The 26,007-nt window shown below is 62.0% G+C and carries 22 protein-coding genes; 9 read left to right on the top strand and 13 right to left on the bottom strand.

All coding sequences use genetic code 11. The features are described from left to right. Positions 1-20 precede the first annotated feature (20 nt). The 4 genes from cysW to AC1RP5_RS20565 all read right to left on the bottom strand — a co-directional run bounded on the left by cysW (position 21) and on the right by AC1RP5_RS20565 (position 3,370). Positions 21-863: a sulfate ABC transporter permease subunit CysW gene (gene cysW / locus AC1RP5_RS20550; RefSeq protein ID WP_493113783.1), complete on the bottom strand. Its 843-nt coding sequence runs from the start codon at positions 861-863 to the stop codon at positions 21-23. Next, complete coding sequence (gene cysT, locus AC1RP5_RS20555) at positions 856-1,716, bottom strand: sulfate ABC transporter permease subunit CysT (RefSeq protein ID WP_493113785.1); 861 nt, start codon at positions 1,714-1,716, stop codon at positions 856-858. Before cysT ends, cysW begins: the two co-directional genes overlap by 8 nt. Continuing rightward, positions 1,713-2,759 (bottom strand): sulfate ABC transporter substrate-binding protein, encoded by a 1,047-nt coding sequence (locus AC1RP5_RS20560; RefSeq protein ID WP_493113786.1) that lies wholly within the window; start codon positions 2,757-2,759, stop codon positions 1,713-1,715. Before AC1RP5_RS20560 ends, cysT begins: the two co-directional genes overlap by 4 nt. A 137-nt stretch (positions 2,760-2,896) precedes the next feature. After that, positions 2,897-3,370, bottom strand: coding sequence for an RrF2 family transcriptional regulator (locus tag AC1RP5_RS20565; RefSeq protein WP_493113788.1), 474 nt, complete (start codon positions 3,368-3,370; stop codon positions 2,897-2,899). Positions 3,371-3,550: 180 nt separating this feature from the next. Here AC1RP5_RS20565 and AC1RP5_RS20570 point away from each other — a divergent pair, with 180 nt between their 5' ends. Next, complete coding sequence (locus tag AC1RP5_RS20570; RefSeq protein WP_493113790.1) at positions 3,551-4,285, top strand: class I SAM-dependent methyltransferase; 735 nt, start codon at positions 3,551-3,553, stop codon at positions 4,283-4,285. A 68-nt stretch (positions 4,286-4,353) separates the two neighbouring features. Here the strand turns inward: AC1RP5_RS20570 and AC1RP5_RS20575 are convergent, their stop codons facing one another. Genes AC1RP5_RS20575 through cysD form a run of 3 tightly spaced genes read right to left on the bottom strand, consistent with a single transcriptional unit; the run spans position 4,354 to position 9,060 of the window. Next, positions 4,354-6,195 carry a hypothetical protein gene (locus AC1RP5_RS20575; protein ID WP_493113792.1) on the bottom strand — a complete coding sequence of 614 codons (1,842 nt, stop codon included), beginning with the start codon at positions 6,193-6,195 and terminating at the stop codon, positions 4,354-4,356. A 49-nt stretch (positions 6,196-6,244) separates the two neighbouring features. Then, complete coding sequence (cysN, locus tag AC1RP5_RS20580) at positions 6,245-8,146, bottom strand: sulfate adenylyltransferase subunit CysN (RefSeq protein ID WP_493113794.1); 1,902 nt, start codon at positions 8,144-8,146, stop codon at positions 6,245-6,247. Continuing rightward, the gene (cysD, locus tag AC1RP5_RS20585; RefSeq protein ID WP_493113795.1) at positions 8,146-9,060 is read right to left on the bottom strand and encodes a sulfate adenylyltransferase subunit CysD; all 915 of its coding nucleotides are present in this window, start codon (positions 9,058-9,060) and stop codon (positions 8,146-8,148) included. The genes cysN and cysD overlap by 1 nt, the downstream gene beginning before the upstream one ends. 316 nt (positions 9,061-9,376) lie before the next feature. Here cysD and AC1RP5_RS20590 point away from each other — a divergent pair, with 316 nt between their 5' ends. Beyond that, positions 9,377-10,102, top strand: coding sequence for an ATP-binding cassette domain-containing protein (locus AC1RP5_RS20590; RefSeq protein ID WP_493113797.1), 726 nt, complete (start codon positions 9,377-9,379; stop codon positions 10,100-10,102). A gap of 277 nt (positions 10,103-10,379) precedes the next feature. After that, the gene (locus AC1RP5_RS20595; RefSeq protein ID WP_493113799.1) at positions 10,380-11,516 is read left to right on the top strand and encodes a glycosyltransferase family 61 protein; all 1,137 of its coding nucleotides are present in this window, start codon (positions 10,380-10,382) and stop codon (positions 11,514-11,516) included. Between the two features lie 31 nt (positions 11,517-11,547). On the opposite strand, the gene AC1RP5_RS20600 is transcribed toward AC1RP5_RS20595, so the two are convergent. Next, entirely contained in the window at positions 11,548-12,348 is an 801-nt protein-coding gene (locus AC1RP5_RS20600) for a hypothetical protein (protein WP_493113800.1), read from the bottom strand. A gap of 337 nt (positions 12,349-12,685) precedes the next feature. On the opposite strand from AC1RP5_RS20600, the gene AC1RP5_RS20605 reads away from it, so the two are divergent. The 4 genes from AC1RP5_RS20605 to AC1RP5_RS20620 all read left to right on the top strand — a co-directional run bounded on the left by AC1RP5_RS20605 (position 12,686) and on the right by AC1RP5_RS20620 (position 16,638). After that, positions 12,686-13,153 carry a MarR family winged helix-turn-helix transcriptional regulator gene (locus AC1RP5_RS20605; RefSeq protein ID WP_493113801.1) on the top strand — a complete coding sequence of 156 codons (468 nt, stop codon included), beginning with the start codon at positions 12,686-12,688 and terminating at the stop codon, positions 13,151-13,153. Positions 13,154-13,235: 82 nt separating this feature from the next. Next, a complete protein-coding gene (locus AC1RP5_RS20610) occupies positions 13,236-14,459 on the top strand; it encodes a polysaccharide pyruvyl transferase family protein (protein WP_493113803.1) in 1,224 nt (407 codons plus the stop codon). A gap of 167 nt (positions 14,460-14,626) precedes the next feature. Continuing rightward, on the top strand, positions 14,627-15,625 hold the full coding sequence (locus tag AC1RP5_RS20615; RefSeq protein ID WP_493113804.1) for a hypothetical protein: 999 nt from the start codon (positions 14,627-14,629) through the stop codon (positions 15,623-15,625). Positions 15,626-15,660: 35 nt separating this feature from the next. Further along, positions 15,661-16,638 carry a hypothetical protein gene (locus AC1RP5_RS20620; protein ID WP_493113805.1) on the top strand — a complete coding sequence of 326 codons (978 nt, stop codon included), beginning with the start codon at positions 15,661-15,663 and terminating at the stop codon, positions 16,636-16,638. A gap of 89 nt (positions 16,639-16,727) precedes the next feature. Here the strand turns inward: AC1RP5_RS20620 and AC1RP5_RS20625 are convergent, their stop codons facing one another. From AC1RP5_RS20625 to rfbA, 5 genes are all read right to left on the bottom strand, one after another. After that, on the bottom strand, positions 16,728-17,519 hold the full coding sequence (locus AC1RP5_RS20625) for an ABC transporter permease (protein WP_493115233.1): 792 nt from the start codon (positions 17,517-17,519) through the stop codon (positions 16,728-16,730). Positions 17,520-17,541: 22 nt separating this feature from the next. Continuing rightward, on the bottom strand, positions 17,542-18,960 hold the full coding sequence (locus tag AC1RP5_RS20630; protein WP_493113807.1) for a KpsE/RkpR family capsule polysaccharide export protein: 1,419 nt from the start codon (positions 18,958-18,960) through the stop codon (positions 17,542-17,544). Positions 18,961-19,339: 379 nt separating this feature from the next. Next, a complete protein-coding gene (locus AC1RP5_RS20635) occupies positions 19,340-20,434 on the bottom strand; it encodes a glycosyltransferase family 4 protein (RefSeq protein ID WP_493113808.1) in 1,095 nt (364 codons plus the stop codon). Positions 20,435-20,476: 42 nt separating this feature from the next. Next, positions 20,477-23,464 (bottom strand): glycosyltransferase family 2 protein, encoded by a 2,988-nt coding sequence (locus AC1RP5_RS20640; RefSeq protein WP_493113809.1) that lies wholly within the window; start codon positions 23,462-23,464, stop codon positions 20,477-20,479. A 96-nt stretch (positions 23,465-23,560) separates the two neighbouring features. Further along, positions 23,561-24,460 (bottom strand): glucose-1-phosphate thymidylyltransferase RfbA, encoded by a 900-nt coding sequence (gene rfbA, locus AC1RP5_RS20645; protein WP_493113811.1) that lies wholly within the window; start codon positions 24,458-24,460, stop codon positions 23,561-23,563. Between the two features lie 81 nt (positions 24,461-24,541). On the opposite strand from rfbA, the gene rfbC reads away from it, so the two are divergent. Further along, on the top strand, positions 24,542-25,093 hold the full coding sequence (gene rfbC / locus AC1RP5_RS20650) for a dTDP-4-dehydrorhamnose 3,5-epimerase (protein ID WP_493113812.1): 552 nt from the start codon (positions 24,542-24,544) through the stop codon (positions 25,091-25,093). Positions 25,094-25,096: 3 nt separating this feature from the next. Further along, the gene (rfbD, locus tag AC1RP5_RS20655) at positions 25,097-25,993 is read left to right on the top strand and encodes a dTDP-4-dehydrorhamnose reductase (RefSeq protein ID WP_493113814.1); all 897 of its coding nucleotides are present in this window, start codon (positions 25,097-25,099) and stop codon (positions 25,991-25,993) included. The last annotated feature ends 14 nt before the right edge of the window (positions 25,994-26,007 follow it).

Genomic DNA, 26,007 nt, shown 5'->3' on the forward strand with positions numbered 1-26,007 from the left:
TGGTGGTCATGTCTTCCATATCAGTGTCGTCGCGCCGTCGAGAGAGCCTCGCCGTGTCGCCATTCCAGGATCGACTTGGCGGCAAGGGTGACCAGAGCCAGCCCCGCCAGAAGGGCGGAGACGGCGAAGGCGCCGACGAAATTGTACTCGTTGTAGAGAATCTCGACCTGCAGCGGCATGGTGTTGGTGAGGCCACGGATGTGTCCCGACACCACCGACACGGCGCCAAATTCGCCCATCGCGCGCGCGTTGCACAGCAGCACGCCATACAGCAGCGCCCACTTCACGTTGGGCAGGGTGACGGTGAGGAACGTCCGCAGGCCTGATGCGCCCAGGGTGAGCGCCGCCTCCTCCTCCGCCGTGCCCTGCTCCTGCATCAGGGGAATGAGTTCGCGGGCGATGAAGGGAAAGGTCACGAAAACCGTCGCCAGCACGATGCCCGGCACGGCGAAGATGATCTTGATATCCCAGTCGTCGAGCAGCGGGCCGAACAGCCCCTTCGCGCCGAACAGCAGCACGAAGGTCAGGCCCGATACCACAGGCGACACCGAGAACGGCAGGTCGATCAGGCTGATCAGCACGCTCTTGCCACGAAACTCGAACTTCGCGATCGCCCAGGCCGCCGCCACGCCGAACACCAGGTTGAGCGGCACCGAGATCGCCGCGACGAGCAACGTGAGATAGATGGCCGAAAGCGTGTCCTCGTCCGAGAACGACGCGAGGAAGGGCTCGACGCCCTTGCGCAGGGCCTCGATGAAAACCGCCGCCAGCGGCAGCACCAGGAACAGGGCCAGGAAAGCCACGGCCGTCGCGATCAGCAGCCATCGCAGCAGGCGGCCTTCGCTCAGGGCTGACTCACGCACCCTCGTACCTCCGGCGGCTCCAGGCCTGGATCGAGTTGATGATCAGAAGTGCCACGAACGAGATCGCGAGCATCACGACGGCGATCGCCGACGCGCCCGCGTAGTCGAACTCCTCCAGGCGGGTGACGATGAGCAGCGGCGCGATCTCCGAGACGAACGGAATGTTGCCGGCGATGAAGATCACCGAGCCGTATTCCCCCACCGCGCGGGCAAAGGCCAGAGCCACGCCCGTCACCAGGGCGGGCACGAGCGCGGGCAGCACGACGCGGAAGACCGTCTGCATCCGGGTTGCACCCAAGGTTGCCGAGGCCTCCTCCACTTCGCGTTCAAAATCCTGCAGCACCGGCTGCACTGTGCGGACGACAAATGGCAGACCGATGAACACCAGGGCGATGAAGATGCCCAACGGCGTGAAAGCGATCTTGATGCCGAGGGGCGCAAAAAGCGCGCCAATCCAGCCGTTCGGCGCATAGAGCGCGGCCAGCGCGATGCCCGCGACCGCGGTAGGCAGGGCGAACGGCAGATCGACTGCGGCATCGAGCAGGCGCCGGCCGGGAAACTCGTAGCGCACCAGCACCCAGGCGACGAGCGTGCCGAACACCGCATTGAGCAGCGCGGCCAGCAGGGCCGTGAGGAAGCTGACTTCGAGGGCCGCGAGAACGCGCGGCGTCGTGGCGACGCGCCAGATGCCGTCGATCCCCAGCGCTCCGGCCCGCCAGATGAGCACGGCCAACGGCAACAGCACGATCAGCGACAGGTACGTCGAGGCAAAGCCCAGCGTGATGCCGAAGCCGGGCAATGCGCTCGGTCGCACGAAGGAAAAGCGGCGTTCCACCACCGGACCAACGCTCAAGGAGAGGCCTTGCCCGAGGGCTTGTAGATCTGGTCGAAGATGCCACCGTCAGCGAAATGCTCGGCCTGCGCCTTCGCCCAGCCTCCGAACACCTGATCGATCGTCACCAGCCTGGTCTTCGAGAAGCGCGCGATGTCCGACGGATCGGCATCCTGCGGCTTGAACGGACGATAGAAATGTTTGGCGATGATCTTCTGCCCCGCCGGCGCATAGAGGAAGTTGAGGTAGGCTTCCGCCGCCTTGCGGCTGCCGCGCTTGTCGACCACGGCATCGACGAGGGCGACAGGCGGCTCCGCCAGGATCGACAGCGACGGCACGACGATGTCGAACTTGTTCGCGCCGAACTCCTGCAAGATCAGGAAGGCCTCGTTCTCCCACGAGATCAGCACGTCGCCGACCGCGCGCTGGGCGAAGGTTGTCGTCGAACCGCGTGCGCCGGAATCGAGGACCGGTACGTTCCTGAAAATCGCTTCGACAAGCTTGCGAGCCGCTTCCTTGTCGCCTTTCGTCCGCTCGAGTTCATCGGCCCACGCCGCGAGATAGTTCCAGCGCGCGCCGCCCGAGGTCTTGGGGTTGGGCGTGACGACCGACACGCCCGCCTTCGCAAGATCGGGCCAGTCCTTGATGCCTTTGGGATTGCCCTTGCGGACGACGAACACGATCGTCGACGTATAGGGGCAGGAATTGTTGGGCAGGCGCGATTGCCAGTTCTCCGGCAGACGCTTCGACTCGCGGGCAATCGCATCGATGTCGCCGGCCAGCGCCAGGGTCACGACATCGGCTTCCAGCCCATCGATCACCGAGCGCGCTTGCCGGCCCGATCCACCGTGGGATGTCCGGATCGTCACCTTCTGCTTCGCGCCGGCCAGCCACTCAGCCGCAAAGGCATCGTTCACCGCGCGATAGAGCTCGCGCGTCGGATCGTAGGAGACATTGGTAAGCACGACCGGAGCCGGTGTCTGGCTGAAGCTCGGCCGGGAGGCAACGACTGCACCGAGAGTGGTGCCGGCTGCGAGAAACGAACGACGGCGCAAGTTCATCATCGGGGCCCCCCAACAGTCAGTCGAACGGCTGAACCAAAGCAGGCTACAACGCTTATTCGTTATGTCGACTAATACAGTAGAGATTGTCAACTTGCCCTTCGAGGGCCGTCCACAAGCCAAATCCGCTCAGGCGAAAATCACACCAGTTGCGCCTGGCGCGAGGAAATTTCTTTCCGTTTTGGCTCGCTCCACGGGCCCTCGCCTTCCATGGCAACGGAAAGACTCGTGTTGTCCAGAATGTCGCGGCTCGACTTCGCGACCTGCGCAAAGACACGCCGGATCTCACAACTCGCTTCGTCCGAGCAATCCTTGCATCGCCGATACGCAATCTTCGACAGGCACGGCAGCAAGGCGATCGGACCATCGACGATTCGCAGGACCTCTCCGAAGGTGATCTGGGAGGGCGGCTTGTTGAGTTGGTATCCTCCGAGCTTGCCTCGTTTGCTGCGCACCAGATCGTGATGCTTCAGGTCGAGCAGGATCTGTTCCAGGAACTTCTTGGGAATCGAACAGGATGTCGACAGATCCGAAATCATGATCGTCTGATCGGCATCGGCTCTCGCCAATGCAACCAGCGCTCTCAGTGCGTACTTGGCTCTTTGCGAGATCATTACCCAAGCTGTCCTCGGTTGGCCCGATTAGAAAACCGGTCGGGTCAGGCAGCAAGAAGAATTGTCGGCAGCCTCCAAGACAAGGCCGACATTGCGTGTTTGACCTACTGGATACCGCTCAGCCATAAATGAGCGTCGTGGGCGAGTTGCCCTCCAGTCCTTGTGCAATGAGGCCAGAAAATGGATGTGGAAGCCGAAGATGCGGTAGAGGTGAAGCACTCTGCCCGGCGCATCAACATGATGGGCAAGCATATGAAGGCGACCCGGTACCTGGAGATCGGGGTGGCTGGCGGCAAGACCTTGTTTACGGTCGATATTGCGCAACGCACTGCAGTGGATCCGCGCTTCCGGTTCGACAAGGCCGAGAAAGCCGCACCAGGTCTTCGGCTGTTCGAAATGACGTCCGACGAATGGTTCCTGAAGCACAGCCATGGCGAGGTTTTCGACATCATCTTCCTCGACGGCCTGCACACTTTCGAGCAGACCTACCGCGATTTCTGCAATTCGCTGTCCGTGGCGCACGCCAACACCGTCTGGATCATCGACGATACGGTCCCCAACGACTACTACAGCGCATGGCCTGACCAGCGAGCGGCCGTGAACCAGCGACGCGCCGATGCAAAGCGCGAGAAGGTCGGCGGGACCTGGCATGGCGATGTCTACAAGATCGTCTATGCCATCCACGACTTCTTTCCGTTGATGTCCTATTGCACGCCGATCACCTTGGGCAATCCGCAGACGATCGTCTGGCGTCAGCCGCGCACAGATTTCCAGCCCAAGTACAACAATCTGGAAAGCGTGAGCCGGCTCACTTTCATGGACTTCCGGCGCGAATTCCAATTCATGCGCGCGATGCCTGAAGACAAGGCCATGGAAGAAGTGCTGGCCCGACCGACGAATCCGCCGCTCGCCTGAGCGGTCAGGACAGCGGGATCCGCCGTGAATTCAAGACGGCGGATCGCATGATCCAGAAGTGACCTCGCTCAGTTGGCGAAGTCACGAACGACGTGGGCATCGCCGAAGCTGATCGTGACGACGCCCTGCCCCCACACGGATTTCATGTAAGGGCTCTCGAAGCCGAAATTCGGCGAGATATCGACCGGCCTTCCATCGATCTCCGGAAGACGTCCCGAGCGATAGAAGAATCTCATCATCGAACGGCCCTGTGGCGGTGTGAATTGCACGGCATCGCCATCGGAGGACAGAGGCGCCCGCAACATCTTGGCCTTGAAGTCCTCGAAGCTGGCGAATTCGCCCTTCTCCGCCGCCGAAACGATGATTGGAGAAAGTTCGTCGGTCGCGGTCAGCCCAGCCGATCTCCCCGTCTTGCTTTCAAGCTTTCCGAAAACGGCGCGGACCGCGACGTACGCACTTGAGTTGAAAAAGACCCAGTCGCCTTCCGGCTCAGGCTTCAGGTCCCGTCCATACTGTATCGTCATCGGACCGGACTTGCTGCCGAAGGGCTGCACCAGCTTCTGGATGATCTGGGTGCCGCCGAGTTGGATGCCCCATTCCGAATTGTAGACGCTGCCGGCCAGGCCTGCCGGCCGAACCCCGAGGTAACGCTGGCCGCTGCCCCGCAGCACCAAACCGTTCCATCTGTTCTGTGAGCTCGCAGCCGACCAGTCCTTCAGCGGTTTCCTTGCAATGACGCTGGTTCCCATGACGAAACCGGGCGACACGAAAGTGTAACGGAGAATGCCTCCAGCTTTCGCGTCCAGCTGATCGCCGCCACCGGGCACCAGCAACCCGGGCCGGCGAGACATCACGACATATGCCGCGGCGCCCTTCCTGGTCGCGATTTTCTCGACGACTTCAGGCGGGCGATAGGCGCTCGTCAGCATGAAAATGAAAGCCGGATGCCTGATCCCGGAGGGCATTCCACCGATCTCGAAATAAAACCAGGACGGCTCGATCGCAACGAGACCCGGTTCCCCGATCGTGGCGTAGACGCGCGCTTTGCTGCCGCCATGTTGGCCGTCGACCTGTTCCTCCGCCCAGTCCGCCATCCAGACGTCGAGAAAATTCGATGTCAGTTTCCGAAGATGAGCGTCGGAAGCGAAATCCGCGACGTTGTAGATCCCGATAAAAGTGTACTTGTAATAGGGCGAGAAGAATTCCGTCAGCCCGCCGAACTTGCCGCGCTGGCTGATGTATTCCCTGAGGTACCTCGTCCACCCGGCTCTCTGCTGGTCTGTTGTCGATCCGTCGTCGTACCGCCGCGACGGCATGCTGGCGAGAACCTCGGCCGCTCCCCAGCACAGCGTCTCTTCCAGCAAGTTGATGTTCTCGCTGCCTCGCACTGCCCACACGCGGTCGACATTGGAGGAAGCCAGCGAACAACGCGCCTTCGCATATTCCCAGAGGACTTCCCGGATCGAGGACTGGTTTGCCTCCGAGAGCCGGCCGGGCGCCTTGGCCCCCTTTGTGCCGAACAGGAAGTAGGTTCGGACCAGCATATGGAGCGGGACAGCGGCCCCGATCGTGGCCTTCTTCTCTGTCGAGCGATATCTTTCGCCGCGAAGCACCTGCCCTATCGACGCGACGCTCTCGGCCACCGCCGCGTTGCCTTCGTCCACCGCCGAATCGCGGAACAGCGCCGATATCGCGAACGACAAGGGCCGCAAGACATTGCAACCGCCGCGCAGGTCCTCTTCCTCGCAGTCCTTCTTGACCGATGCCTTCTGCGTGAACTGCGCCAACGCCGCCTGACGGCGCTGCTCAAACCCGGATGATGCCTGAGCGCGTGCGGGCACCGCCGCCAGGCCAAGAAATGCAACGAGCCCGAACAGTTGCAGGAAGGAGGTCGCCGCAAGCTTCATCATGTTAACCCCGCTTGGGTGAAAACAATCGACCCGGGTTCGTCTGCTTTCGCTACCGTCCCTTCGTCAGGCCCCTGGCATCCAGCGCAGCAATCAATTGCTCGACGGCAGCGTCGACCGTGAGATTGGCTGTTTCCAGATGGACATCGGGATTCGCCGGCAATTCGTACGGTGAGCTGATACCGGTGAAGTTCATGAGCTCCTGCCGCCGGGCCTTCTTGTAGAGGCCCTTGGGATCGCGCGCTTCGCAGACGTCGAGCGGCGCATCGACGAACACTTCGATGAATTCGCCCTCGCCCATCAGGCTGCGCGCAGCATCGCGTTCGCTGCGGAAGGGAGAGATGAAGGACACGAGCACCAGCAGGCCGGCATCCACCATCAGCTTCGACACTTCCGCGACGCGCCGGATATTCTCGACGCGATCGGCATCGGTGAAGCCCAGGTCCCGGTTGAGGCCGTGGCGGACATTGTCGCCGTCCAGGACGTAGGTATGACGCCCGAGGCTGAACAGCCGCTTTTCCAGAGCCGTCGCGATGGTCGACTTGCCCGACCCCGACAGACCGGTGAACCAGATCACCGCCGCCTTCTGGCCCTTCTGCTCGGCGCGCGCCACACGGCTCACTTCGAGATTCTGCCAGTGGATATTGCTGGCCCGGCGCAGTGCGAAGTCGATCAGCCCCAGGCCGATCGTCTGGTTGGTGATGCGGTCGATCAGGATGAAGCTGCCGAGATCGCGGCTTTCCGCGTACGGCTCGAACGCGATCAGCTTGTCCAGGGACAGGTTGCACAGGCCGATCTCGTTGAGATGCAGGGTCTTGGCGGCGGTGTGCTCCAGCGTATTGATGCTGACCTTGTGCTTGAGCGCGGTCACCGTGGCCTGCGCCGTGATCGTGCCGGACTTCATGAGATAGGTCCGGCCCGGCAGGAGTTCCTCGGGCGCCATCCACAGGATATGCGCGACGAACTGGTCGGAGATGGCGACAGGCGCGCCGGCCGCGCAGACGACGTCGCCTCGGCTGACGTCGATTTCCCGGTCCAGCACCAGGGTCACGGCCTGGCCATCGACGGCCGTGTCCAGGTCGCCGTCCTGGGTCACGATGCGAGCAACCGTGGCTTCCTGCGCTGACGGAAGGACCTTGATCTTGTCCGCGAGCTTCACGGTGCCGCTGGCGATCGTTCCGGCAAAGCCGCGGAAATCCGCGTTGGGCCGGTTGACCCATTGCACCGGCATGCGCAACGGCCGCGTCGAGGCTTCCCGACCGAACTCCACGGTTTCCAGGTACGGAAGCAGAGCGGGCCCGCGGTACCAGGTCATGTGCTTGCTCGGGGCGACGACATTGTCGCCGCGCAGGGCCGAGATCGGGATGCATTCGACCTGCGCCAGACCAAGTTCCTTGGCGAAGGCCATGTACTTGGCGGCATAGGCCTCGAACACGGCGTGGTCGTACTGGACGAGGTCCATCTTGTTGACCGCCAGCACGATGTGCCGGATTCCGAGCATCGAGCAGATGTAGGAATGCCGGCGCGTCTGGGTCAGCAATTCGCTGCTGCGATGGACGTCGGCCAGGATGATGGCGAGGTCCGCAGTCGACGCTCCGGTCGCCATGTTGCGCGTATATTGCTCGTGGCCCGGCGTGTCGGCGACGATGAACTTGCGCTTGTCCGTCGCGAAGAAGCGATAGGCGACGTCGATGGTGATGCCCTGCTCGCGTTCGGCGGACAGGCCGTCGACCAGCAGCGCGAAGTCGAGGTCCCCGCCCTGCGTGCCGACACGCGCGCTCTCGCTCTTCAGGCTGTCGAGCTGGTCGTCGAACAGCATCTTGCCTTCATAGAGCAGCCGCCCGATCAGGGTGGACTTGCCGTCGTCGACGCTGCCGCACGTGATGAAACGGAGCAGATCCTTCTTCTCCTGGGCCCGCAGGTAGGCATCCAGGCCAGGTGCTTCCACGTTCATCAGAAATAGCCTTCCTGCTTCTTCTTCTCCATGGAGCCCGCGCTGTCGCGATCGATCATCCGACCCTGACGCTCCGAGTTCCGGGCGCGCAGCATTTCCTCGAGGATCGCCGGCATGGTGTCCGCGTCGCTTTCGATCGCGCCGGTCAGCGGATAGCAGCCGAGCGTGCGAAAACGCACCTTCCTCATCTGCGGGCGTTCATCCACTTCCAGCGGCATGCGATCGTCGTCGACCATGATCAGCATCCCGTCGCGCTCCACCACGGGGCGCTCCTTGGCGAAGTAGAGCGGCACCACGGGAATGTTCTCGAGGTAGATGTATTGCCAGATGTCGAGCTCGGTCCAGTTCGACAAGGGGAAGACCCGGATGCTCTCGCCCTTGTTCTTGCGCGTGTTGTAGAGGTTCCAGGGTTCCGGACGCTGGTTCTTCGGATCCCAGCGATGCTGCTGGGAGCGGAACGAAAAGATGCGTTCCTTGGCGCGGGACTTCTCCTCGTCGCGGCGGGCGCCGCCGAGGGCTGCGTCGAAACCGTGCTGGTCGAGCGCCTGGCGGAGCCCTTCCGTCTTCATGACATTGGTGTGAATCGACGAGCCGTGGCTGAAGGGGTTGATGCCCTGCCGGACGCCGTCCTGGTTGATGTGAACGATCAGATCGAGGCCCAGCTTGCTCGTGATCTCCTGCCGGAACGCGATCATCTCCTTGAATTTCCAGGTCGTATCCACGTGCAGCACGGGAAACGGCGGCTTCGCCGGATAGAAGGCCTTCATGGCTAAATGCAGCATGACGGAAGAGTCTTTGCCGATGGAATAGAGCATCACCGGCTTCTCACATTCCGCGACCACCTCGCGCATGATGAAGATGCTTTCGGCCTCGAGCCGTTGGAGATGCGTCAGCCGATGAGCGACGTCGGGCACTTGATCACTCCTCCTCGTGGGGCAGGCGTCTGTCTAGTCAATTGACTTCTTTTTAGCCGCCCACGTTCTGCGCTACAATACTGCCGGCGATATAAGATGCATTTCCCGGCAATTGGGGCTCGAATGAATAGATGCAGGCTTTCTTGGCTGGCAGGCTCTCCGCTGCTGTCTCTCTGCTTGCCGGTCTGACCGCATTTTTGCCCTTGAATAAGGTGGAAATTGGTTCGTGCTGTGCATTTGAACGAGTGTCGAATGTCGCCGTGTTCCGGCCTTGTCGCGCTCCGCGACATATCCGGGTAGCTCAGGGCTCGACCTCATGATTGCCTTCCATTCAGTCTCGAAAGAAGTCGGCAGAGGCCAGCTGAGAAAGCTCGTTCTCGAAGACATAAACTGGATAATCCCGCGTCGAAGCCAGTTTTTGATCCTGGGGCAACGGGGGGCAGGAAAGTCCGTCCTGCTGCAGCTCCTGTCGGGCCTGATGATGCCCTCCGAAGGTTGGATCGACCGCCGCGCCATCGTGTCGATTCCCGGCGGCATTCTGAAATACGGCCCTCACGACACCGCGCGTAAGCTGATCTATCGGATGGCCGAGATATACAAGGTGGATCCGAAGGAGATCGTGGATTTCACCGAACGCCGGCCCAACCTGCACAACATCCTGGATGTTCCCATACGCCAACTGCGCGGCATTACGCGTTCCCAGCTGACCGTCACCCTGACCTACGCCCTGCCCTGCGACTACTATCTTTTCGACGGGTTCATCGGCGCGGGCCGGGACCCTGAGTTTCGCAGCTTCTGCGAGCAGGCTTTTCAGTTACGCCAGAAACGAGCCGCCACGATCGTGACGACAAACTCGGCCAAAACGGCCCGAACCCTCGGAAAGGACGCCGCAGGAGGGATTCTTTTTCGCAGGAAATTGTATTTGTACCAGACGGTCGAAGAGGCGATCACGGTATTCGAGCGCTTGCCGAAAGAAGATGTCGTCCCCACGCCCTTCGATGCTTCGGTCCCACTGGAGTCCGAAGAAGAGGAGGAGTTCTGATCATGCTGTGGGGCAGAACGGATTACGTTGTCGGCCTTGCCCTCGTTGTGCTGGCAATCGCGGCGGTGATAGGGCTTCTTACTCGGGATCGAGTCAAGATCGACAGGCATTCGAACGAGCAGACCGGACGAACCAGGCGAACAGATGCGCGCTCGCAGCCTCCCGACGATAGCGCCGGAGCATGATCGATCGATCCTGATTCGTGTTTGATCCAGGACGGGCATATGCCAGAGAATTTTCCGAGCTGGCTGGGAACATCCCGCCACGAAGGTAGCCAATGACCGAGAGCCTGTTTAGCAGTGACGATGCCGTTCGCTTCCTGGACGGCAAGCATGCACATGAGAGCGTAAAGGAAATTGCTGACGTCGAAGACTTCATCGATTTCAAGCAACAGCCCTTGTCGGTCCTGCGCTACACCTCACACCTCAAGGGTGGCTCGCCGGCGCGGGTGTCACCTGCGCTGTTCGTCGGTGGCGTCAACGATGCCAAAATCATCACGAACAGATTCATCGTCGCCACGGGAAACACCCTGGTCGGAGAGACAATTCCGCGTACTCCGAGGATCGAGTTTCTCAATGGGCGCGTCAGAAGGAGAAGCGGCAGCTCGCTCGCACGGATGGAGCCGCGCATTCGACGGGCCCTCGCAACGCATTGCGCTCTTCGAATCGAAGGTACCGCCGCCCTGCTGGCCCAGGCGAACCGGAATTACGGCCACTGGCACATCGATGTATTGCCGAGCCTCATGCTGCTGCAGGAGCTCCAGATCGCCGGCAAGGTGAAGCTCCTGACATCGACCTTGAATTCTTACAGGCGGCGAAGCCTCGAATTGCTGGGTGTCGATTTCAGCCAGGTACAGGAAATCTCCGATTTGGACGGACACGTATCCTGCGAGCGGCTCCTGTTTCCGTCGCCTCTATCCGTCCATTACGGAAACGTCGCCCTCTCTCAACGCAATGTCTACGATCGCATCCTTGTGGCGGCGATGCGCGCGAACGAGCTTCCCAAGCCTCAACGCATCTATCTCGATAGATCAGGTGACCCCAAGCGCCGGTGCCTGAACGAGCTGGAACTCGCGGCACGACTTCAGGAGGAAGGGTTTCTCGTACTGCGCCCCGCGGAAATGACCTACGACCAGCAGGTCCTGACGTTCGCACAGGCAGACGTCGTCGTCGGGCCAATGGGTGCCGGCTTCATAAATACGGTATTCTGCAAGCGCGGCGCGATTGTCATCGAATTGAAGCCGCCCAAGCACGAAGCGACGGCTCTCTGGAAGACATATGCCACGCGCGCCGGCGCGATCCACCACTCGATCAATTCCCCTCCCGAGGCGATCCGGGAAGAAGACACGTGGGTCGTTCCCGATATCGACGGTCTACTGAGTGAAATCCGCAGACTGTCAGGCGCAGCGAAGTAAGGCGGAGTGGGTCAAGCGATCGACCGCTCCCTCAGAGCTCCCCGAGGCGGCTCGTGGCCTTGCGCTCGATATCTTCCACGACCCGGTCGATCTCCCGCAGGCAACTCTGAACCCTCGGGGAGAGCATGCCTCGCAAGCGCCGGAATGACGGATTCCGGCTGAGCGCGAGCCACGGCTTCTTGTGAGCGTCGATACTCCATCCCGGCGTCACATTGCCCTTCTCGTCGGTTGTCTTGAGCACGGGACGATTCGGGCTGATGTGAATTCCATGCGTGGGCCGGAACCAGTGATCGTCGATGATCGGCAGCCCCTTCCGCTCCACCATCTTGTAGAGGAGCATCTCGTCGTTCATCGTCCCGACATCGAGGTCGCTCACGTCGGGGACTGGATAATAGACATCCATTGGCGCGAAATGCAGGCCGGACATTCGCTTCGTCCCGGGCCGAACCGAATTGCTGTACGGCAGCTTCATCTTCTCCATGTGCGCGACGTGCTTCGACACCAGCTCCCGATCCAGCACGATGATGTCAACATCGCCGATATAGACGTACTTCGCGCGCGACTCCGGTTCGTTGACGAAACGTACGCTGTTGGGCACGATTTTTCCGCCTTCCGGCGTACTCCATGGGACCTGCCGGATATGCATCCTGTCGCCGCCGTAGACTTCGTTCAGAAGTCCAAGCGCCCGCCCATGGCGCGCAGAAAACCCAGGGACGTCCTCAACTCCAAACTCAAGACGGGCCTCGTCGACATGGAACAGTGCTGAAAACGCGTAGAGCGGGATGAAGTCTTCGTACGGAATATTTGCGCACGTAAAGAAGAGAATCGACATAGGCTACAATCCCACATCTACAGAGTGGCTAACAACACCTGCAGCGGGATGACCGGGGGGAATTTTCCGGCGGTATCGTCGACCTCGACTACGCAATTCCGGCCGATCCAGATCAAATATCGCCCCATGATCCTTGGCTTGCAGGCCCACCACTTCCTGTCTGGGCGGCGGGCGCCGTCACGCCACTCAGCAGACCCGGCACACGGGATCAAATTGCCGGGGACCTTGCCTCCTCCGCCCTCAAGAACCTCTTGCCGGCCCGACCATATAGTCAATATACTAGACTAACTGGTTTTCTTGCACCCTCGCACATCCGGGGAAAAAGGGAGAATTATCGATGAGCGACGTCAAAGCTTCTGCCGAGCCGCAAATGGAAGACCTGGCCGCGCTCGTCGCTGGCCTCAGCCGCTTCATGAGCGGCCTCTCCAAGCTGCCGCAGTTCGAACAGGCCAAACTGGGATTTGCCGAATGGTCGGTCTTGTCGATCCTGTCCAAGGGCAAGCCGATGAGCAGCGTTCAATTGCTGAGGACGCTTGGCGTCAGCAAGCAGCGGGTGAGCCAGATCATCGACTCGCTCAAGACGGAAAAGCTGATCGAACTCTCGGCGGTCGAGGGCGATGCGCGGAAGAAGCTCATCACGATCACCACGCTCGGGACCGATCGCATGAAGAAGCTGAATGCGAGCCTGCAACCCCTCGTCTCGTCGGCGCTTGCCGCCCGGCCGAACTCCCTGGCGAGGACGAGCCGTACCGTCAATCGTAGCCTCATGCGCATTGTTGCGCCGGCTCGAAAGCCGCAGGGCTGATAGGCCGCTGCACTCGCGGCAGTGAAGTTCCGGCGCGATATCCCCCTTCTCGCTCGGCCCGATCCATCAGGTAGATCTTCTCATGCCCGACAAGAAGCTTTCGCCGGCCGATGCGCGTCAGATGTTGCTGACGCCCTGGCTGCGCGAACGCGAAGGGAGTGGGCAGCCGAATCTGCCCTCTCCAAACGCCGTTCGCCTCGATCAAAATTCTGACTGGACGGACCTGGCAAGAGCGGCGCTGGCAAGGGACGATATCGAGACCCTCAGCCACGACCTGCGGGCACATGGGTTCCTCGAGGTCGGCGATACCCGGTTATCGCCGCAAGGCCGTCGCGACTACAATCTCGACAGGGCCTTGGATCTTTTCGTCCCGACCACCTACCAGCAGGGCACGGACGCACGCCCGGTCGAGGCGGAGCTGGAGCAGCGCTTCGTCGTCGACGGCGAGATTCAGCTGCTCATTTCGACCAAGCAGAAGGCCAAGCGCCTTATCGGACAACGCGGCAACGTCGGGGACAATTTCGGGCTTCATGTAACGGCCCATCTCGGCAAACGGCCGATTTCGCCCTTCGGGACCTGGGTCGAGAACGACCATCCCGTAATGATGAGCGTCGGCTCGATCATGCAGCATGCCCGCGATCGCGGACTCGTCTGGGGGTCGGGCTGTATCCAGCCGCTCGGCTTCGAAGCGCAGGCGCGACCGACGCGCTCGGTCTTCCTGGGGGTCCGCGGCCCACGATCCCGGGAACAGATACTTCGGCGATTCGGCATCAATCCGCCGGTCGTCGGCGATCCGGGATTGCTCATCAATGAAGTCTGTCCGGTTCCGACTCGGCGCCCGGACATCGAATGCGGGTTCATCGTGCATTCGGTCGACAAGCCATTCTTCCGGGAAAAATGGCCCGCCGCCCACATACTTCAGAACACGGATCTGCCCACCGTCCTTGCCGCCGACATCGTGCGCTGCAAAAGGGTCGTTTCCAGCAGCCTCCACGGCCTCATCTTCTCGCAGGCGCTCGGCGTACCCTGTGCGCCCGTCAGCTTCGGGGATCGCCTGTCGGGGGGAGATTTCAAGTTCATCGACTATCATCAGTCGACGGGGCGCTACGAGCTGCCGGCCCGGATCGATGTCGCGGATGGGCGCCCGCTCGAGCTGAACGACTGGATCGGATTCGTCGAGAAGTTTCCGCTGCCTTCGCTGGACACGCTCCGGGAGCGTCTCGTCCAGTCGTTCCCCTTCCAGGGAAAAAAGGAGCAGCCGGCCAGCGTGTCATCGGCACGGCTCAGTCCCCTTGCTGAGCTATAGTGATCTGTGCTGGTTTGACCTGACGACAGAGCCCGATCCCGCGCGGATCGCTTGAATAGATCCTGCCCGATGTCTCCCAATCGGGCTCCAGCATAGAGCGTTTGTTCATGTTAGTGCTGCATATAGGCCGAGGCAAAGCGGGTTCGAGCACGATCCAACGCGGCTTGGTGGCCAATCGCGCCCTGCTCGAGGAGCACGGTATCGTGATGCCCGCTCGCCTCCAGGGCGGCCACTTCGCCGCCTTGCCCGCGGCCTTGAAGGCCGGCGACCGCCCTGCCCTCCAGGCGTTTTCCGAGTTCCTGGAACAGGCACATCCCAAGCGCGTCGTGATTTCCAGCGAGTTCATGTTCCCGCTACGCCCGCCGGAGATCGAGACCCTCAAGGGACTGCTGGGAAGGCATGAGGTTCAGCTCGTCGCCTATGTACGCGACTATACGGGCTGGTTGCCTTCGCTCTATGCGCAGTCGACACGCACCGGCAAGAACAAGAAGGACTTTGACGAATATTTCGAACGCACCAAATCCAGGTGCTCGATCGTCCGCAATCTGGACTGCTGGGCAGACGCCTTCGGTTGGGAAAAGCTTCGCGTTCGATCGCTCGATGCTGCGTCCCTCGTCGGCGGCGACATCATGACGGACTTTTCATCGATCCTCGACGTCGAGCTGAAGGAAACCTCGGATACGAACCTGTCCCCGCATTGGGCCGAGATCGAATTCATTCGCGCGATCCATCAGCATTCCCCGACCTTCCGCAAGGACCCCCAGGCCAAGACGGCGATACGGCTGCCCCGCGAGCGCCTCAGGAAGTGCATCGAGGCCCACCGGGTCGGTCGCGCGGAATATCTGACGAAAGACCAGTCCGAGGAACTCGCGACGCAATACAGGAACGACCTAGAGTATGTCGGAGGAAAAACCGGCGTTCCCATTCCCGCCCCCGCCGTCAAACCGATCAAAGCGCGGGAATTCCTGCCGTCTCTCCGCACCGTTCCGTCCGCGGTCGTGCAGCAGTTTTTCGATGCCTCGTTTGAGCCGAGTTTCCGGGAGGCCTGCTATCCGCCACTCCTGAAGATCGTCGATGCCGTCGGCTCGGACTTGGGCATCGACACCGGATCCTCGCCGTCCAAGTCATCCGAGCGATCGGTTGGCATTGGACTCTTCGACGTCTAACGTGCCGCCGAAGCCCCTGGAGGGAGCATAGGGTGATGTCTGTTCTGTTCTATACCTGCGCGAACAAGCCCTATGAAGATTTCATCCCGCTCTATGCGTTTTCGGTGCTGCACCACATTGCGGATTCGAAGGTCGAATTCGGCGTCGAGGATGTCGAAGGCTTCCGCCAGGACCATGGCAAGGCGATAGATCTGATATCCGCCACCTATGGCGACGACCGCGTCCGGATCGGGCGCGTGCCGTGGTCGACGGCCAGCGGGGCCAAGATCCTCCCCAACAGCGTCAGATTCATCAACGTTCCCGACACCCAAGCCGAATATGTCTATATCGGCGACGTCGATATCGTTGTTCTGGACAGCCAGCTGGTGCCCCGCCATCTGGAGAGCATGAACCAGACCGGGTTGCCTTACAGCAATTCCGTGCGTCCCGGCACGAAGAGAATGTCGGGCCTCCACTTCACGAGGATGGACGCATATTATCCGTTGCCGGACATCAGCGACCTCACGCTCACGAACACCAACGACGAAGCGCTGCTCTACATAATGGTCGAGCGAAAGGGATTGCAGATAATCCCCGACCGCTGGTTTCGCCCCATCCACGGCATTCACATCAGCCCCAATCGCTCCATGCTGAAAACGCTGGATGAGAAAGGCAACGTCAAGCCCGGCTGGGGTGTGGAATCCCAGAAGAAGAACTGGGCCAGGCTGAACCAGGATGAGAATTTCCGCCGCCTGCGAACGATGCTCTCGGAGCGCATCCAGGGATTCCTGAAGCAGATCGATGGGGTGGTCGAGGAGCAACTGGGTGCAAGTGCCGCCAACTCCCCGGGCAAAGGCAAGGCCAAGCCAGAACTCACCGCCAAACCGAAGGCGGCGGTGACGAAGCCGAAGCCGGCGATTGCCCCGAAGGCTGCGGCGAAACCGGCACCGTCAACAACCGCCAAGCCTGCTGCAGGCCCGGATGCTCCGGCAACGCCCCCTAAAGGTACCGCCAGCCCGCTGGTCGAGTTGTGATGATTGCCGCGAAGGTTGGCTAAAGCCTTCCGACTGCCCGACTTGCAATCACTGGCTGGTCGACGAGCCTCTTTCCGGCCCGGACGCCCTCACTTGCCGAGGCTGCGGAGCGCCGCACGATCGACGACAAACCCAAGGAACAATGCGATGACGGTCCAGGTAATTAGATAGCTCTCATCGAGGAAGATGTGCGGATAGCGCCCGTACACACCTACCCGGAACCATTCGATCGCATGCGACAAAGGATTGAGAATGCACCACTGGCGTATCCAGTAGGGATAGAAGTCGACAACGGTCATGACGCCCGAGGTCAGGATGAGCGCCCGGCTGAAGAAGCTGTAAAAGCGCGTCCACAAATGAAAATAGCGCGAGATGACGTTGTTGATCATGCCAAGCCCGGTGCCGAGCAGGATCAGCAGGATGATGGGAATGGCGCAATCGAGCATGGACGCGGGTCGCGCCGCCTCGATGCCGTATAGCCACATGCCCACGAACATGGCGACCAGCATGCCAACCCAGATGATCGAGGTCAGCATCACCGTGGCGATGTAGATATCCAGCGCGCTGAGACCCGGAAGGCGCGAGCGAGGGTGCGTACTGATCCCTCGTGTCCGCGACGACACCCGGATGAACAGGAAGAATGGAAGCACGCCGGAGCACAGGAACAACAACAGGGAGGGGCCGAATTTAGGAACGGCGCCCTTCAGATACCCTCGGACGAAGTAGAGAATGCCGATGAAGATCAGCGGCTCCGCCAGCGCGAGGACCATGGCAAGCTTGCTGCCTCGCGTCTGGGCATTGAGGATCTGGCAAACGGCCAGCCATATCATCTGCCTCCAATTGGAGAAGGCGACGAAATTGTTGTGAATTGCTGCGATCATCAGCGTCAAACTTCAGTCGAGTTCAGGCCAGATGCTCTCTTATCGAGCGGGCCAACAGGAGGGCGATCGTCCAAAGCAGCAGGCTCGCGCCTGCAACGGTCAGGATGGCGATTGTTCGATTGGGATAGAGAGAGGTCTGCGGCAGCACAGGACGCACGTAGGGCGTGATGAAGACACGCTTTGCCATCGCATTGGAGCGTGCCTGCTCGAGCGACTGCATGGTCGAGATCACCATGTTCTGTGCAAACTGGCGCTCGAGATCCAGCTGCTCGTACTTCGCGACCACCTGCGACAGCGCGCCGGTCCCCTCCTTCGCTGTCCTGACTTCCGCCTCGACAGCAGCCAGCTGATCCTGCGTCGCCTTCAGGCGGCTCTTCAGGTAGACGACCGCCGGTGCGTTGGGATTGAGTTTCTGGGCTTGAGCGGCCGCCAGATCGGTCTGGATCTGCGCCAGGGTCGTGCGAAGAGCAGAAGTCAGCGTGGCATTGCCCAGCACGACACTCGACGTCGGATCGATGATGGCTTCCTTATTCCGGTACTCGGTAAGCTCTGCCCTGTTCTGCTTGAGCCGGTCTTCGGAACGCTTAACCTCGCTTTCCGCGTACGCCACCGCCTCTCTCTGGGGACGCTGGGCAACCTCGTTCACGAGGTCTTCCGACAGGGTGATCAAAGTGTTGGCGATGAGATAGGCGTCTTCCGGCGTGAAGGCCCGGACCTGCACCATGCCGGTTCCCGTAACGTCATCGTAGGTCGCCGTGGTGACGTACTGCCAATATTTGAGGAACCGCTCCATCGACAACGAGGGATCGAAGCGGGCCCACCAATCGATCGTGGAGCGCCCATATAGCTTCGTCACATCGATCTTCGCCTGAAGGTCGTCCACGGCCTGCCGGCTCATGATGTAGTCGGCCACCATGTAATTCTCGGCAGGATTCGAAGAGGTCGAGACACCGAGAAGGGCCGTCAGGCTTGAGGAGGCGCTCGATGTACTCGCCGCCGTGCTCGTGGTGCGAACCGAGAAATGGAAGCCTGAAACGTATTGATTGGAGGCGTAGCCGATATAGTAAACCGCAGCCAATACGGTCGGTAGCAGCACGCATAAAATGAACGAGACCAAGCCCCCGATGGAGCCCCTGCGCCTCTTTTGCGGCATCGATGCGAGCGCTGCTTCGTCCGGTACGGTGGTCTGCACTTCCTGCAGCTCCGGCGTCGTCCGGGCTTCCAGATCTTGCCGTGCCCGCGGCGGCCTCCTGGGCGCAACCGGGGCTCGCTCGGAAGCGGGTTCGTCCGGAGTTGCGGCTCTCCTCCCCGCCCGCCTCGCCCTCAGGTTCGTCTCTTCGGGATTGAGGGCGGCGGGTGTCTGCTTGTCACTCGGCGCCGGCGGGTCGTCGGAGGGCGGATCCAGCGGAGAAAAGCGCTTGATGTTATCAGCGTTCGACATGCTTCCTGCCTAACACAGCTGGTTGACTGCCCCGGTCCCCGGCGCGGATCGGAATTCGAAGGGGAATTGCAAACAGACAGTCCTACCGCGTGAGTGAATTTCCACTAATTCAAGCGGATTTCCTAACGTCCGACGGGAGCCATACTACCACATGTAGCGAGCGCCGCATTCGGCCTCTCGCGCGGAAAGACCCTTTTAGCGAGCAGCTCCCAGCGGAAAACGCAGGATTCATAGCCAATTATTGCGGCGAACGTGTGATCCGGCGGCACAATGCCGCCACAGGCTCTGACAGCGCACACCCCCAGCGGCTGCAATATCACATCCACTGAACGGGCAGCCTTTCCGCCCGCCGCGCGCGCCGCTGCGAGCGATCTCGAAGCTAGGCGTCGCTGGCCGCCAGCTGCCGGAAGATACGCAGTTCGGAAAGCGCCGCTTTCGTGATCGTGAAGCCAGCCGCCGTCTCGAGGGCGACCTGCCGCATCTCGGCGCGTTCCTTCGGCGCCATCGCAACGAAGGTATCGACCGCGGCCAGGATCTCCTTGTCGCTGCGCGTGTCGACGACGAAGGCATTGCGCCCGTGCTCGGCATACTCCGCGGTGCCGCCGAGGACCGGGACGACGGGAATGCAGCCGCAGGCCATGCCCTCCAGCCCGGTGCGACCGAAGGCCTGGTAGTCCGACAGATCCAGGAACAAATCGCTGTGACGCAGGAGGTCCGGCACTTCCGCACGCCGCAGGACGCCCCAGTTCTTGATGTTCGACGGCAGCTCGATCCCGGCGACCTTGAGCTCTTCCTCGGTCACGCCAAAGACCTGCATCGAGACATCGCCATGCTTCTTGGCGATCGCCTCCATGATCCGAATGGTCCGCCAGGGCGCGCGCCGGGGCGTGGACGGCCGCAACATCGCGGCGATCACGAGCTTCGGGTTGCGATGCTTCAGGTCCGGGAAATAGACATCGTGATCGATCGACGGCGCGACCTTCATCACCCGGAGGCCGTGGTTCGCGTAGACGATGTCGCACAGCCACTTCGTCTTCGCGAACAGCATCGCGTCTTTCAGGATCCCGTAGGACTGGTACGCCTTCGTCCACGCGTCGCTGTTCGCGGCATAGAACAGCGGCTCGTAGTCCTGGACGTAATAGGCGAACTTCACGGGCGCCTGCGGGTTGCTCTTCTGCAACTCGATGCGCGCATGGTTCACGTCGAAGACCGAACGGTTGGTCGTCGCCACGACGACCTGGCAGGAAGCCATCTGCGGCGCCAGCTCCGCCGCATCCGCGTAGGAGAGGACCGGCACCTTCAACGCCTGCAGCTCCGGGTAGCCGGCGACGAACTTCTCGTAGTTCGGCGCATTGACGGCAAGACGCGCGTCGACGCCCAGTCGGGCCAGACCCATCGCCTCCTGAGCCACGGAGTTCGAACCGCCGCCACCGCCTCCCGAAGGCAGGACGAACATCACGCTGACGGTTTCCATATTGCCGCTCACATCAATCCGATCTCAGGTCTGTCGCGCCGATCAGTGCAACTGGGAGGATACGACGCGCGGCGGAGCCGCCGTGGCGGTTCCTTCCAGCGGCCGCTTCTCCCGCTGCACCAGCTCGGGATCGAGCTTCCGGCGCAGCCTCTTGCGCAGCTCGATCAGCGACGTCAATTCGGCCATGTCGCGCTGCACGGCCTTGATGTCCACGTCGGGATGCTTCGCCAGCAACTGCGCCGTTCCGCGCTTGGAGAGCTCGGCACGACGGGCCGTCCCGAAGCTCGCCGACTTGACGTGATAGACATAGACATGGTCCGCGAGTGCCAGGAAGTAGCCGGCCTTCCGGACCCGCAGGCAAAGATCGTTCTCTTCGCCGTAGCCCATCGGGAACGAGGCTTCGTCGAGATAGCCCACTTCCTCGATCACGCTGCGCCGCATCAGGGTACAGAACCCGTTGAGCAGCGTGGCCTCGGGGAACTGCGCTGGTGACAGCTCCCGCACCAGGCCGGCGATATCGTCGGGCGAGAAGCCTTCGGGCAACGGATTGCTGCTCCAGCCGCCCTTCACGTCATGCAGGTTCGGCACCGACTGCCATGAGGCCGCATTGGACAGCGGACCGATCATGGCCGCGTTGGGCTGTGCCTTCACGACCTCGAACATGCCCTCGAGCCAGCCGGCCGTGACGATCGTGTCGCTGTTGAGCAGGACCACCCACTCGGCCGTCGACGAGCTGAGCCCGATATTCGCCGACCGGGTGTAGCCCAGGTTCGTTTCGTTCTCGAACAGCCGCATCCACGGCTTGCCCTGGACATAGCGGCGCAACTGCTCGCGCGTCACGTCGCTCGACTTGTCGTCGATGATCGTGACGGTGTGCGGCACCGTCGTGTGACGGCAAATCGAGTCGAGGCAACCGAGCGTTTCCTCGACGGCGTTGTGGACGCAGATGACGATGTCCACCGTCAGCTTGGAATCCGGCAGCCAGCTCCAGTGGGGCTGTTGCAGCGTGGCCGTCTGCGGGCTGTAGGGCACGGCCGACAGGGGCTGGCTGGAGCGCCAGTGGTCCAGCCCCTTCAGCAGCATGAGCTGACCCGCGATGTTGGCGTCTTCCATCGCCGCATCGTTCAGCACCGGGCGCGCCACGACATCGGAGGCCGCGCCGTCGTTGCCGAGATAGACGTCGCCGATGGCAACGTCGACGGTTCCGGCGAACTCGAAGATCAGGAGCAGCGAATGTCCCGGGTCGCGCAGCGTCTCCTTCACCTTGCCGGCCAGGACGGTCCGCTGATCGGCCCTCAGGGGCAGCGTGTGCAGCTCGCCGATCTTGCCGATGCGGATGTTGCGGCGAAGCGTGAACAGGCGCTTCACGTCGTATTCGTTGCGCTCGGGCGAAATCCGCACGCGCTCGGCGACGAAGACCTGCTGGATGACCGGCCGCTCGCGACCGGCCGCCGGCAGCGAGGTGAGCGCGGTGCGCGCATAGAAGCGAAGCTGCCGTGGCGGGCCCGCCAGCATCTGCAGCGCGTCGAGGGTCCCCTCCATGCGCAGATACGGCCCGGTCACCTCGCCATGCAGCGCGATGCCCAGCACGTCGGCATGGTCGCGGCCGTCGCGCAGTCCGCGCGGAGAGATCTCCGTAAGGCGTGCCTCGACCTCGGGGCTCGGCGACTTGGCGACCAGCTGCCATTCGTCGGTGACGTCGGTGCGGCGCGTCGCCAGGTTCCGCATCAGCGGCCCCTGCCAATGATCGAACTTGCCGTTCACGACGGCGTTGCTGCCCATCGTCGGCGTCTCGCGGAACTCGAAATGCCCGGTATGGCGCCGGCCCGCGACGCTGGCGGCGACGAAGGCGATGTTCACCGTGCGGCTCTGTCCGCCGCGAACGATCAGGGCAAAGCCGTGCTGACCGTCGGCAAGCTTGGCGGGCAACCTGATCCCCACCGTCCGGAACTGCCAGGCCGGCCACAGCGTCATCACCGCCCTCGATCCGGCGATGACCTTGCCGGCGGGATTCGTGAGAACGATCTCGATCTCGGTGCGCGTGTCCGCCTTGCCGACGACCGCGACATCCACGAACTGCTGGGCGCCCAGCCCCACGATGCGCTGTGCGAGCGAAACGGTCTGGTCGGACGCGGGCTTGTCGAAGCTGATCGAAAGATAGCTGGTCTTGAACGGCTGCTCGCGCGACGGCGGCTGGCGCTTCAGCGACACGCCACCCGGCATGGAGATCTTCCAGGTGTCCGGTTGCGCGCCCGACCACGACTGGAAATCGGCGTTACGCAGCACGTTGGGATTGCGCGTGTTTTCCGGCGCCTCGACCGGCGCGTTCTTCACGCTGGGAATCTCGTCGACATCGTCGCGGCTGACCACCAGCGGCGCGTCGGCGATCACGCGCTCGTCCTCGGGCGTCGGCACTTCCTCGGCGGGTACGGTCCGGCGGAAACCGGCGAACACCTTCGCCGCCAGGGTCTTGGCGGAAGAGAGAACGCCGGCGGCCGAAGCGCTGTCCTCAATCCGGCAGAAGTCGACCTCGACGGTGCCCTTGCCGGAAAAGCGCAGGGAGAGGTAGCGCCGACCGTCGACGGCAATGCCGCTCGCCTTCAGCGGGACAGCGAATTCATGCCAGTTGGAATTGAGGGGGATTGCACCGACCAGCCGGCGGTCGACCTTGCGCTCGGTATCGTCGCCGTTGAACAGCGCCATGGAATCGAGCTGCAGGGGCTCCTTGTCGGTCGGCAGGCCGCGCATGCGCACCTTCACGACCTTCGTTGCCGGCTCGACGAGACCGTCCGGCAGGGCGTGCCACATCCGCACCTGCTCAGGCGGATCGCGCAGCAGCAACCTGACGCCACTCTCACCCTGGGCATCCAGCGGCTCCAGCGCGATATCCATCGGCCGCCCGCGGTTCACGTTGGTTACGAACCAGTCCCGGCAGAAGACAAAGCCATTCTTGGGGTTCGCAACATTTGCCGAAACCCATTCCGAAAACTTCGAATTGATCTGCTGGTCGCCGCCGGTAGTCCCAGACATACCCTGCCCCGCCTTCACGCCGAAATGAGCAATAAAAATGCCAACGTAGCCATGCCACGATGGCAGAGATATGTCAGGCCATTATGACAAGCGGGCTCACTTCGCCTCAAGTCTTTCCTGACCGGCTGCAAAAGCCCGGTGCACGTTCAAAAGGTAGAGGCCGTAGCGACTCTTGCTCGCCATGGTCGCGAGCTTGTGGAACTGGTCGAGCGTTATGTAACCCAGCCTCAGGGCGATCTCTTCCGGACACGACACTCGCAATCCCTGGCGCTGTTCCAGGATCTGGACGAACTGGCTGGCCTCGGTGAGCGATTCGTGGGTACCGGTATCGAGCCAGGCAAAGCCCCGGCCCAGAATCTCCACGAAAAGCTTGCTGTCCTCCATGTACGCCCTGTTGACGTCGGTGATTTCGATCTCGCCGCGCGGTGAGGGCTTCAGCCCGGCCGCAATATCCAGCACGCGATTGTCGTAGAAATAGAGGCCGGTCACCGCGAAATTCGATTTCGGATGGGCGGGCTTCTCCTCGATGGAGATCGCGCGGCCGCTCGGATCCAGCTCCACAACGCCATACGCCTCGGGTTGGGCGACGACATAGGCGAACACGGTGGCACCCTCTTCGCGGGCCACCGCATTGGCCAACGCATTCGAAAGACCATGGCCATAGAAGATGTTGTCGCCCAGCACCAAGGCCACGCGGTCGGAGCCCACGAATTCACGCCCGATGATGAAGGCATCGGCAAGGCCGCGTGGCGAGTCCTGGGCCGCATAGGAGAAGCTCATTCCCCACTGGCTGCCGTCCCCGAGGAGGCGCTGGAAAAGCGCCTTATCCGCAGGCGTCGAGATGATCAAAATGTCGCGGATGCCGGCGAACATCAGCGTCGTCAGCGGGTAGTAGATCATCGGTTTGTCGAAGACGGGGAGCAGCTGCTTGGAAACGACGGCCGTCACTGGATAGAGCCGGGTGCCCGAACCACCCGCCAAGATGATACCCTTCATCGCACTGCACCCCTCATGTTCTTGCCAATAGCCCACAATCGTTCCTATAAAAAGCGCTACGTGATTGGCAGGTGAGTGCGTATGCAAACGTTCGAGACTTCACTGGCGGGAGTGGTTGTCTTCGAACCTCGCCGGTTTGGCGATTCACGTGGTTTCTTCGTCGAAACATTCCAGGCGCAACGCTACGCGTCACTCGGCGTTCCCGGACCGTTCATCCAGGACAATCTTTCGCGATCATCCTACGGGGTGTTGCGCGGCCTGCATCTGCAGAACCCGAACCCGCAAGGCAAGCTCGTCAGTGTTCTGCGCGGCGCGGTGATGGATGTTGCCGTCGACGTGCGACGCGGCAGCCCGACGTTCGGCAAGTCGGTCACGGTCGAGCTGAGCGAGGAGAACGGCCGCCAGATGTTCATTCCGCGGGGTTTTGCCCACGGCTTCGTCGTCCTCTCCGAGACCGCCGATTTCTTCTACAAGTGCGACAGCCTCTACAGCCCGAAGGACGAGCTCACGGTGAGTTGGTGCGATCCCGAACTCGGCATCGACTGGCGGGTTCCCGATCCGAAGATCTCGGCCAAGGACGCCGCCGCGCTGCCGCTTTCGCAGATCGACCGCCTGCCCACCTACGAAGGCTAGACGTTGCGCATTCTGATCACAGGTGTGACGGGCCAGGTCGGATCGGCGCTGATCCCCCGCCTCCAGCCCTTCGGCACGGTCATCCCGGCCCAGCGACAACTCATCGACATGACGCGGCCCGACGAGATCGGCCAACGGCTGGACGAACTGGCACCCGACATCATCGTCAATCCCGCGGCCTATACCGCCGTCGACAAGGCCGAGGACGAGCGCGACCTCGCCTTCCTCGTGAACGAGACCGCACCGCTCGCCATCGCCCACTGGGCCGCAGGCAAGCGCGTGCCCCTGATCCATTTCTCGACCGACTACGTGTTCGACGGCAGCGGCACGGCGCCGCGCAAGGAGACGGATGCCACGTCTCCCCTCTCCGTTTACGGCGCGAGCAAGCTTGCGGGCGAAACGGCGATCCGGAGCGTTGGCGGTCCGCATCTCATCGCGCGGACAGCGTGGGTCTATGCACCGACCGGCGCCAACTTCTTCCGCACCATGATGCGCCTGGCGAAGGAGCGCGAGGAACTGCGCGTCGTCGCCGATCAGTTCGGGGCGCCAACATCGGCCGCGATCATCGCCGATACGATCGCTGCGATGTTTGCCGACCCGCGTGGTGTCTCCGACGTGATCGCACGCTCCGGCGGCCTCGTTCACCTGACCGCATCGGACAGCACCAGCTGGCACGGTTTCGCTTCGGCGATCATCGAGGGATTGCGCGCCAGCGGACTGAAGTTGAAGACCACCCGCATCGTGCCGATCGCAACCCACGAATATCCGGTGAAGGCGCAGCGCCCGCTCAATTCCCGGCTCGACCTCACAAAGTTGTCCAATTTGCTGGGTAGATCGACGCCCTCCTGGTCCAAGGGACTGGAGGCCGTCATCGGTGAGGTCCCCGCTTCGGACCGATAAAACCCTGGCGGGCA

This window comes from Reyranella sp. GW821-FHT12G01, from assembly GCF_058806575.1.

What these genes read in the sequence shown, in the direction of transcription:
- AC1RP5_RS20560 (WP_493113786.1), bottom strand. Translation starts at nt 2,759, where the DNA reads ATGATGAACTTGCGCCGTCGTTCGTTTCTCGCAGCCGGCACCACTCTC.
- AC1RP5_RS20565 (WP_493113788.1), bottom strand. Translation starts at nt 3,370, where the DNA reads ATGATCTCGCAAAGAGCCAAGTACGCACTGAGAGCGCTGGTTGCATTG.
- AC1RP5_RS20570 (WP_493113790.1), top strand. Translation starts at nt 3,551, where the DNA reads ATGGATGTGGAAGCCGAAGATGCGGTAGAGGTGAAGCACTCTGCCCGG.
- AC1RP5_RS20575 (WP_493113792.1), bottom strand. Translation starts at nt 6,195, where the DNA reads ATGATGAAGCTTGCGGCGACCTCCTTCCTGCAACTGTTCGGGCTCGTT.
- cysN (WP_493113794.1), bottom strand. Translation starts at nt 8,146, where the DNA reads ATGAACGTGGAAGCACCTGGCCTGGATGCCTACCTGCGGGCCCAGGAG.
- AC1RP5_RS20590 (WP_493113797.1), top strand. Translation starts at nt 9,377, where the DNA reads ATGATTGCCTTCCATTCAGTCTCGAAAGAAGTCGGCAGAGGCCAGCTG.
- AC1RP5_RS20595 (WP_493113799.1), top strand. Translation starts at nt 10,380, where the DNA reads ATGACCGAGAGCCTGTTTAGCAGTGACGATGCCGTTCGCTTCCTGGAC.
- AC1RP5_RS20600 (WP_493113800.1), bottom strand. Translation starts at nt 12,348, where the DNA reads ATGTCGATTCTCTTCTTTACGTGCGCAAATATTCCGTACGAAGACTTC.
- AC1RP5_RS20605 (WP_493113801.1), top strand. Translation starts at nt 12,686, where the DNA reads ATGAGCGACGTCAAAGCTTCTGCCGAGCCGCAAATGGAAGACCTGGCC.
- AC1RP5_RS20610 (WP_493113803.1), top strand. Translation starts at nt 13,236, where the DNA reads ATGCCCGACAAGAAGCTTTCGCCGGCCGATGCGCGTCAGATGTTGCTG.
- AC1RP5_RS20620 (WP_493113805.1), top strand. Translation starts at nt 15,661, where the DNA reads ATGTCTGTTCTGTTCTATACCTGCGCGAACAAGCCCTATGAAGATTTC.
- AC1RP5_RS20625 (WP_493115233.1), bottom strand. Translation starts at nt 17,519, where the DNA reads ATGATCGCAGCAATTCACAACAATTTCGTCGCCTTCTCCAATTGGAGG.
- AC1RP5_RS20630 (WP_493113807.1), bottom strand. Translation starts at nt 18,960, where the DNA reads ATGTCGAACGCTGATAACATCAAGCGCTTTTCTCCGCTGGATCCGCCC.
- AC1RP5_RS20635 (WP_493113808.1), bottom strand. Translation starts at nt 20,434, where the DNA reads ATGGAAACCGTCAGCGTGATGTTCGTCCTGCCTTCGGGAGGCGGTGGC.
- AC1RP5_RS20640 (WP_493113809.1), bottom strand. Translation starts at nt 23,464, where the DNA reads ATGTCTGGGACTACCGGCGGCGACCAGCAGATCAATTCGAAGTTTTCG.
- rfbA (WP_493113811.1), bottom strand. Translation starts at nt 24,460, where the DNA reads ATGAAGGGTATCATCTTGGCGGGTGGTTCGGGCACCCGGCTCTATCCA.
- rfbC (WP_493113812.1), top strand. Translation starts at nt 24,542, where the DNA reads ATGCAAACGTTCGAGACTTCACTGGCGGGAGTGGTTGTCTTCGAACCT.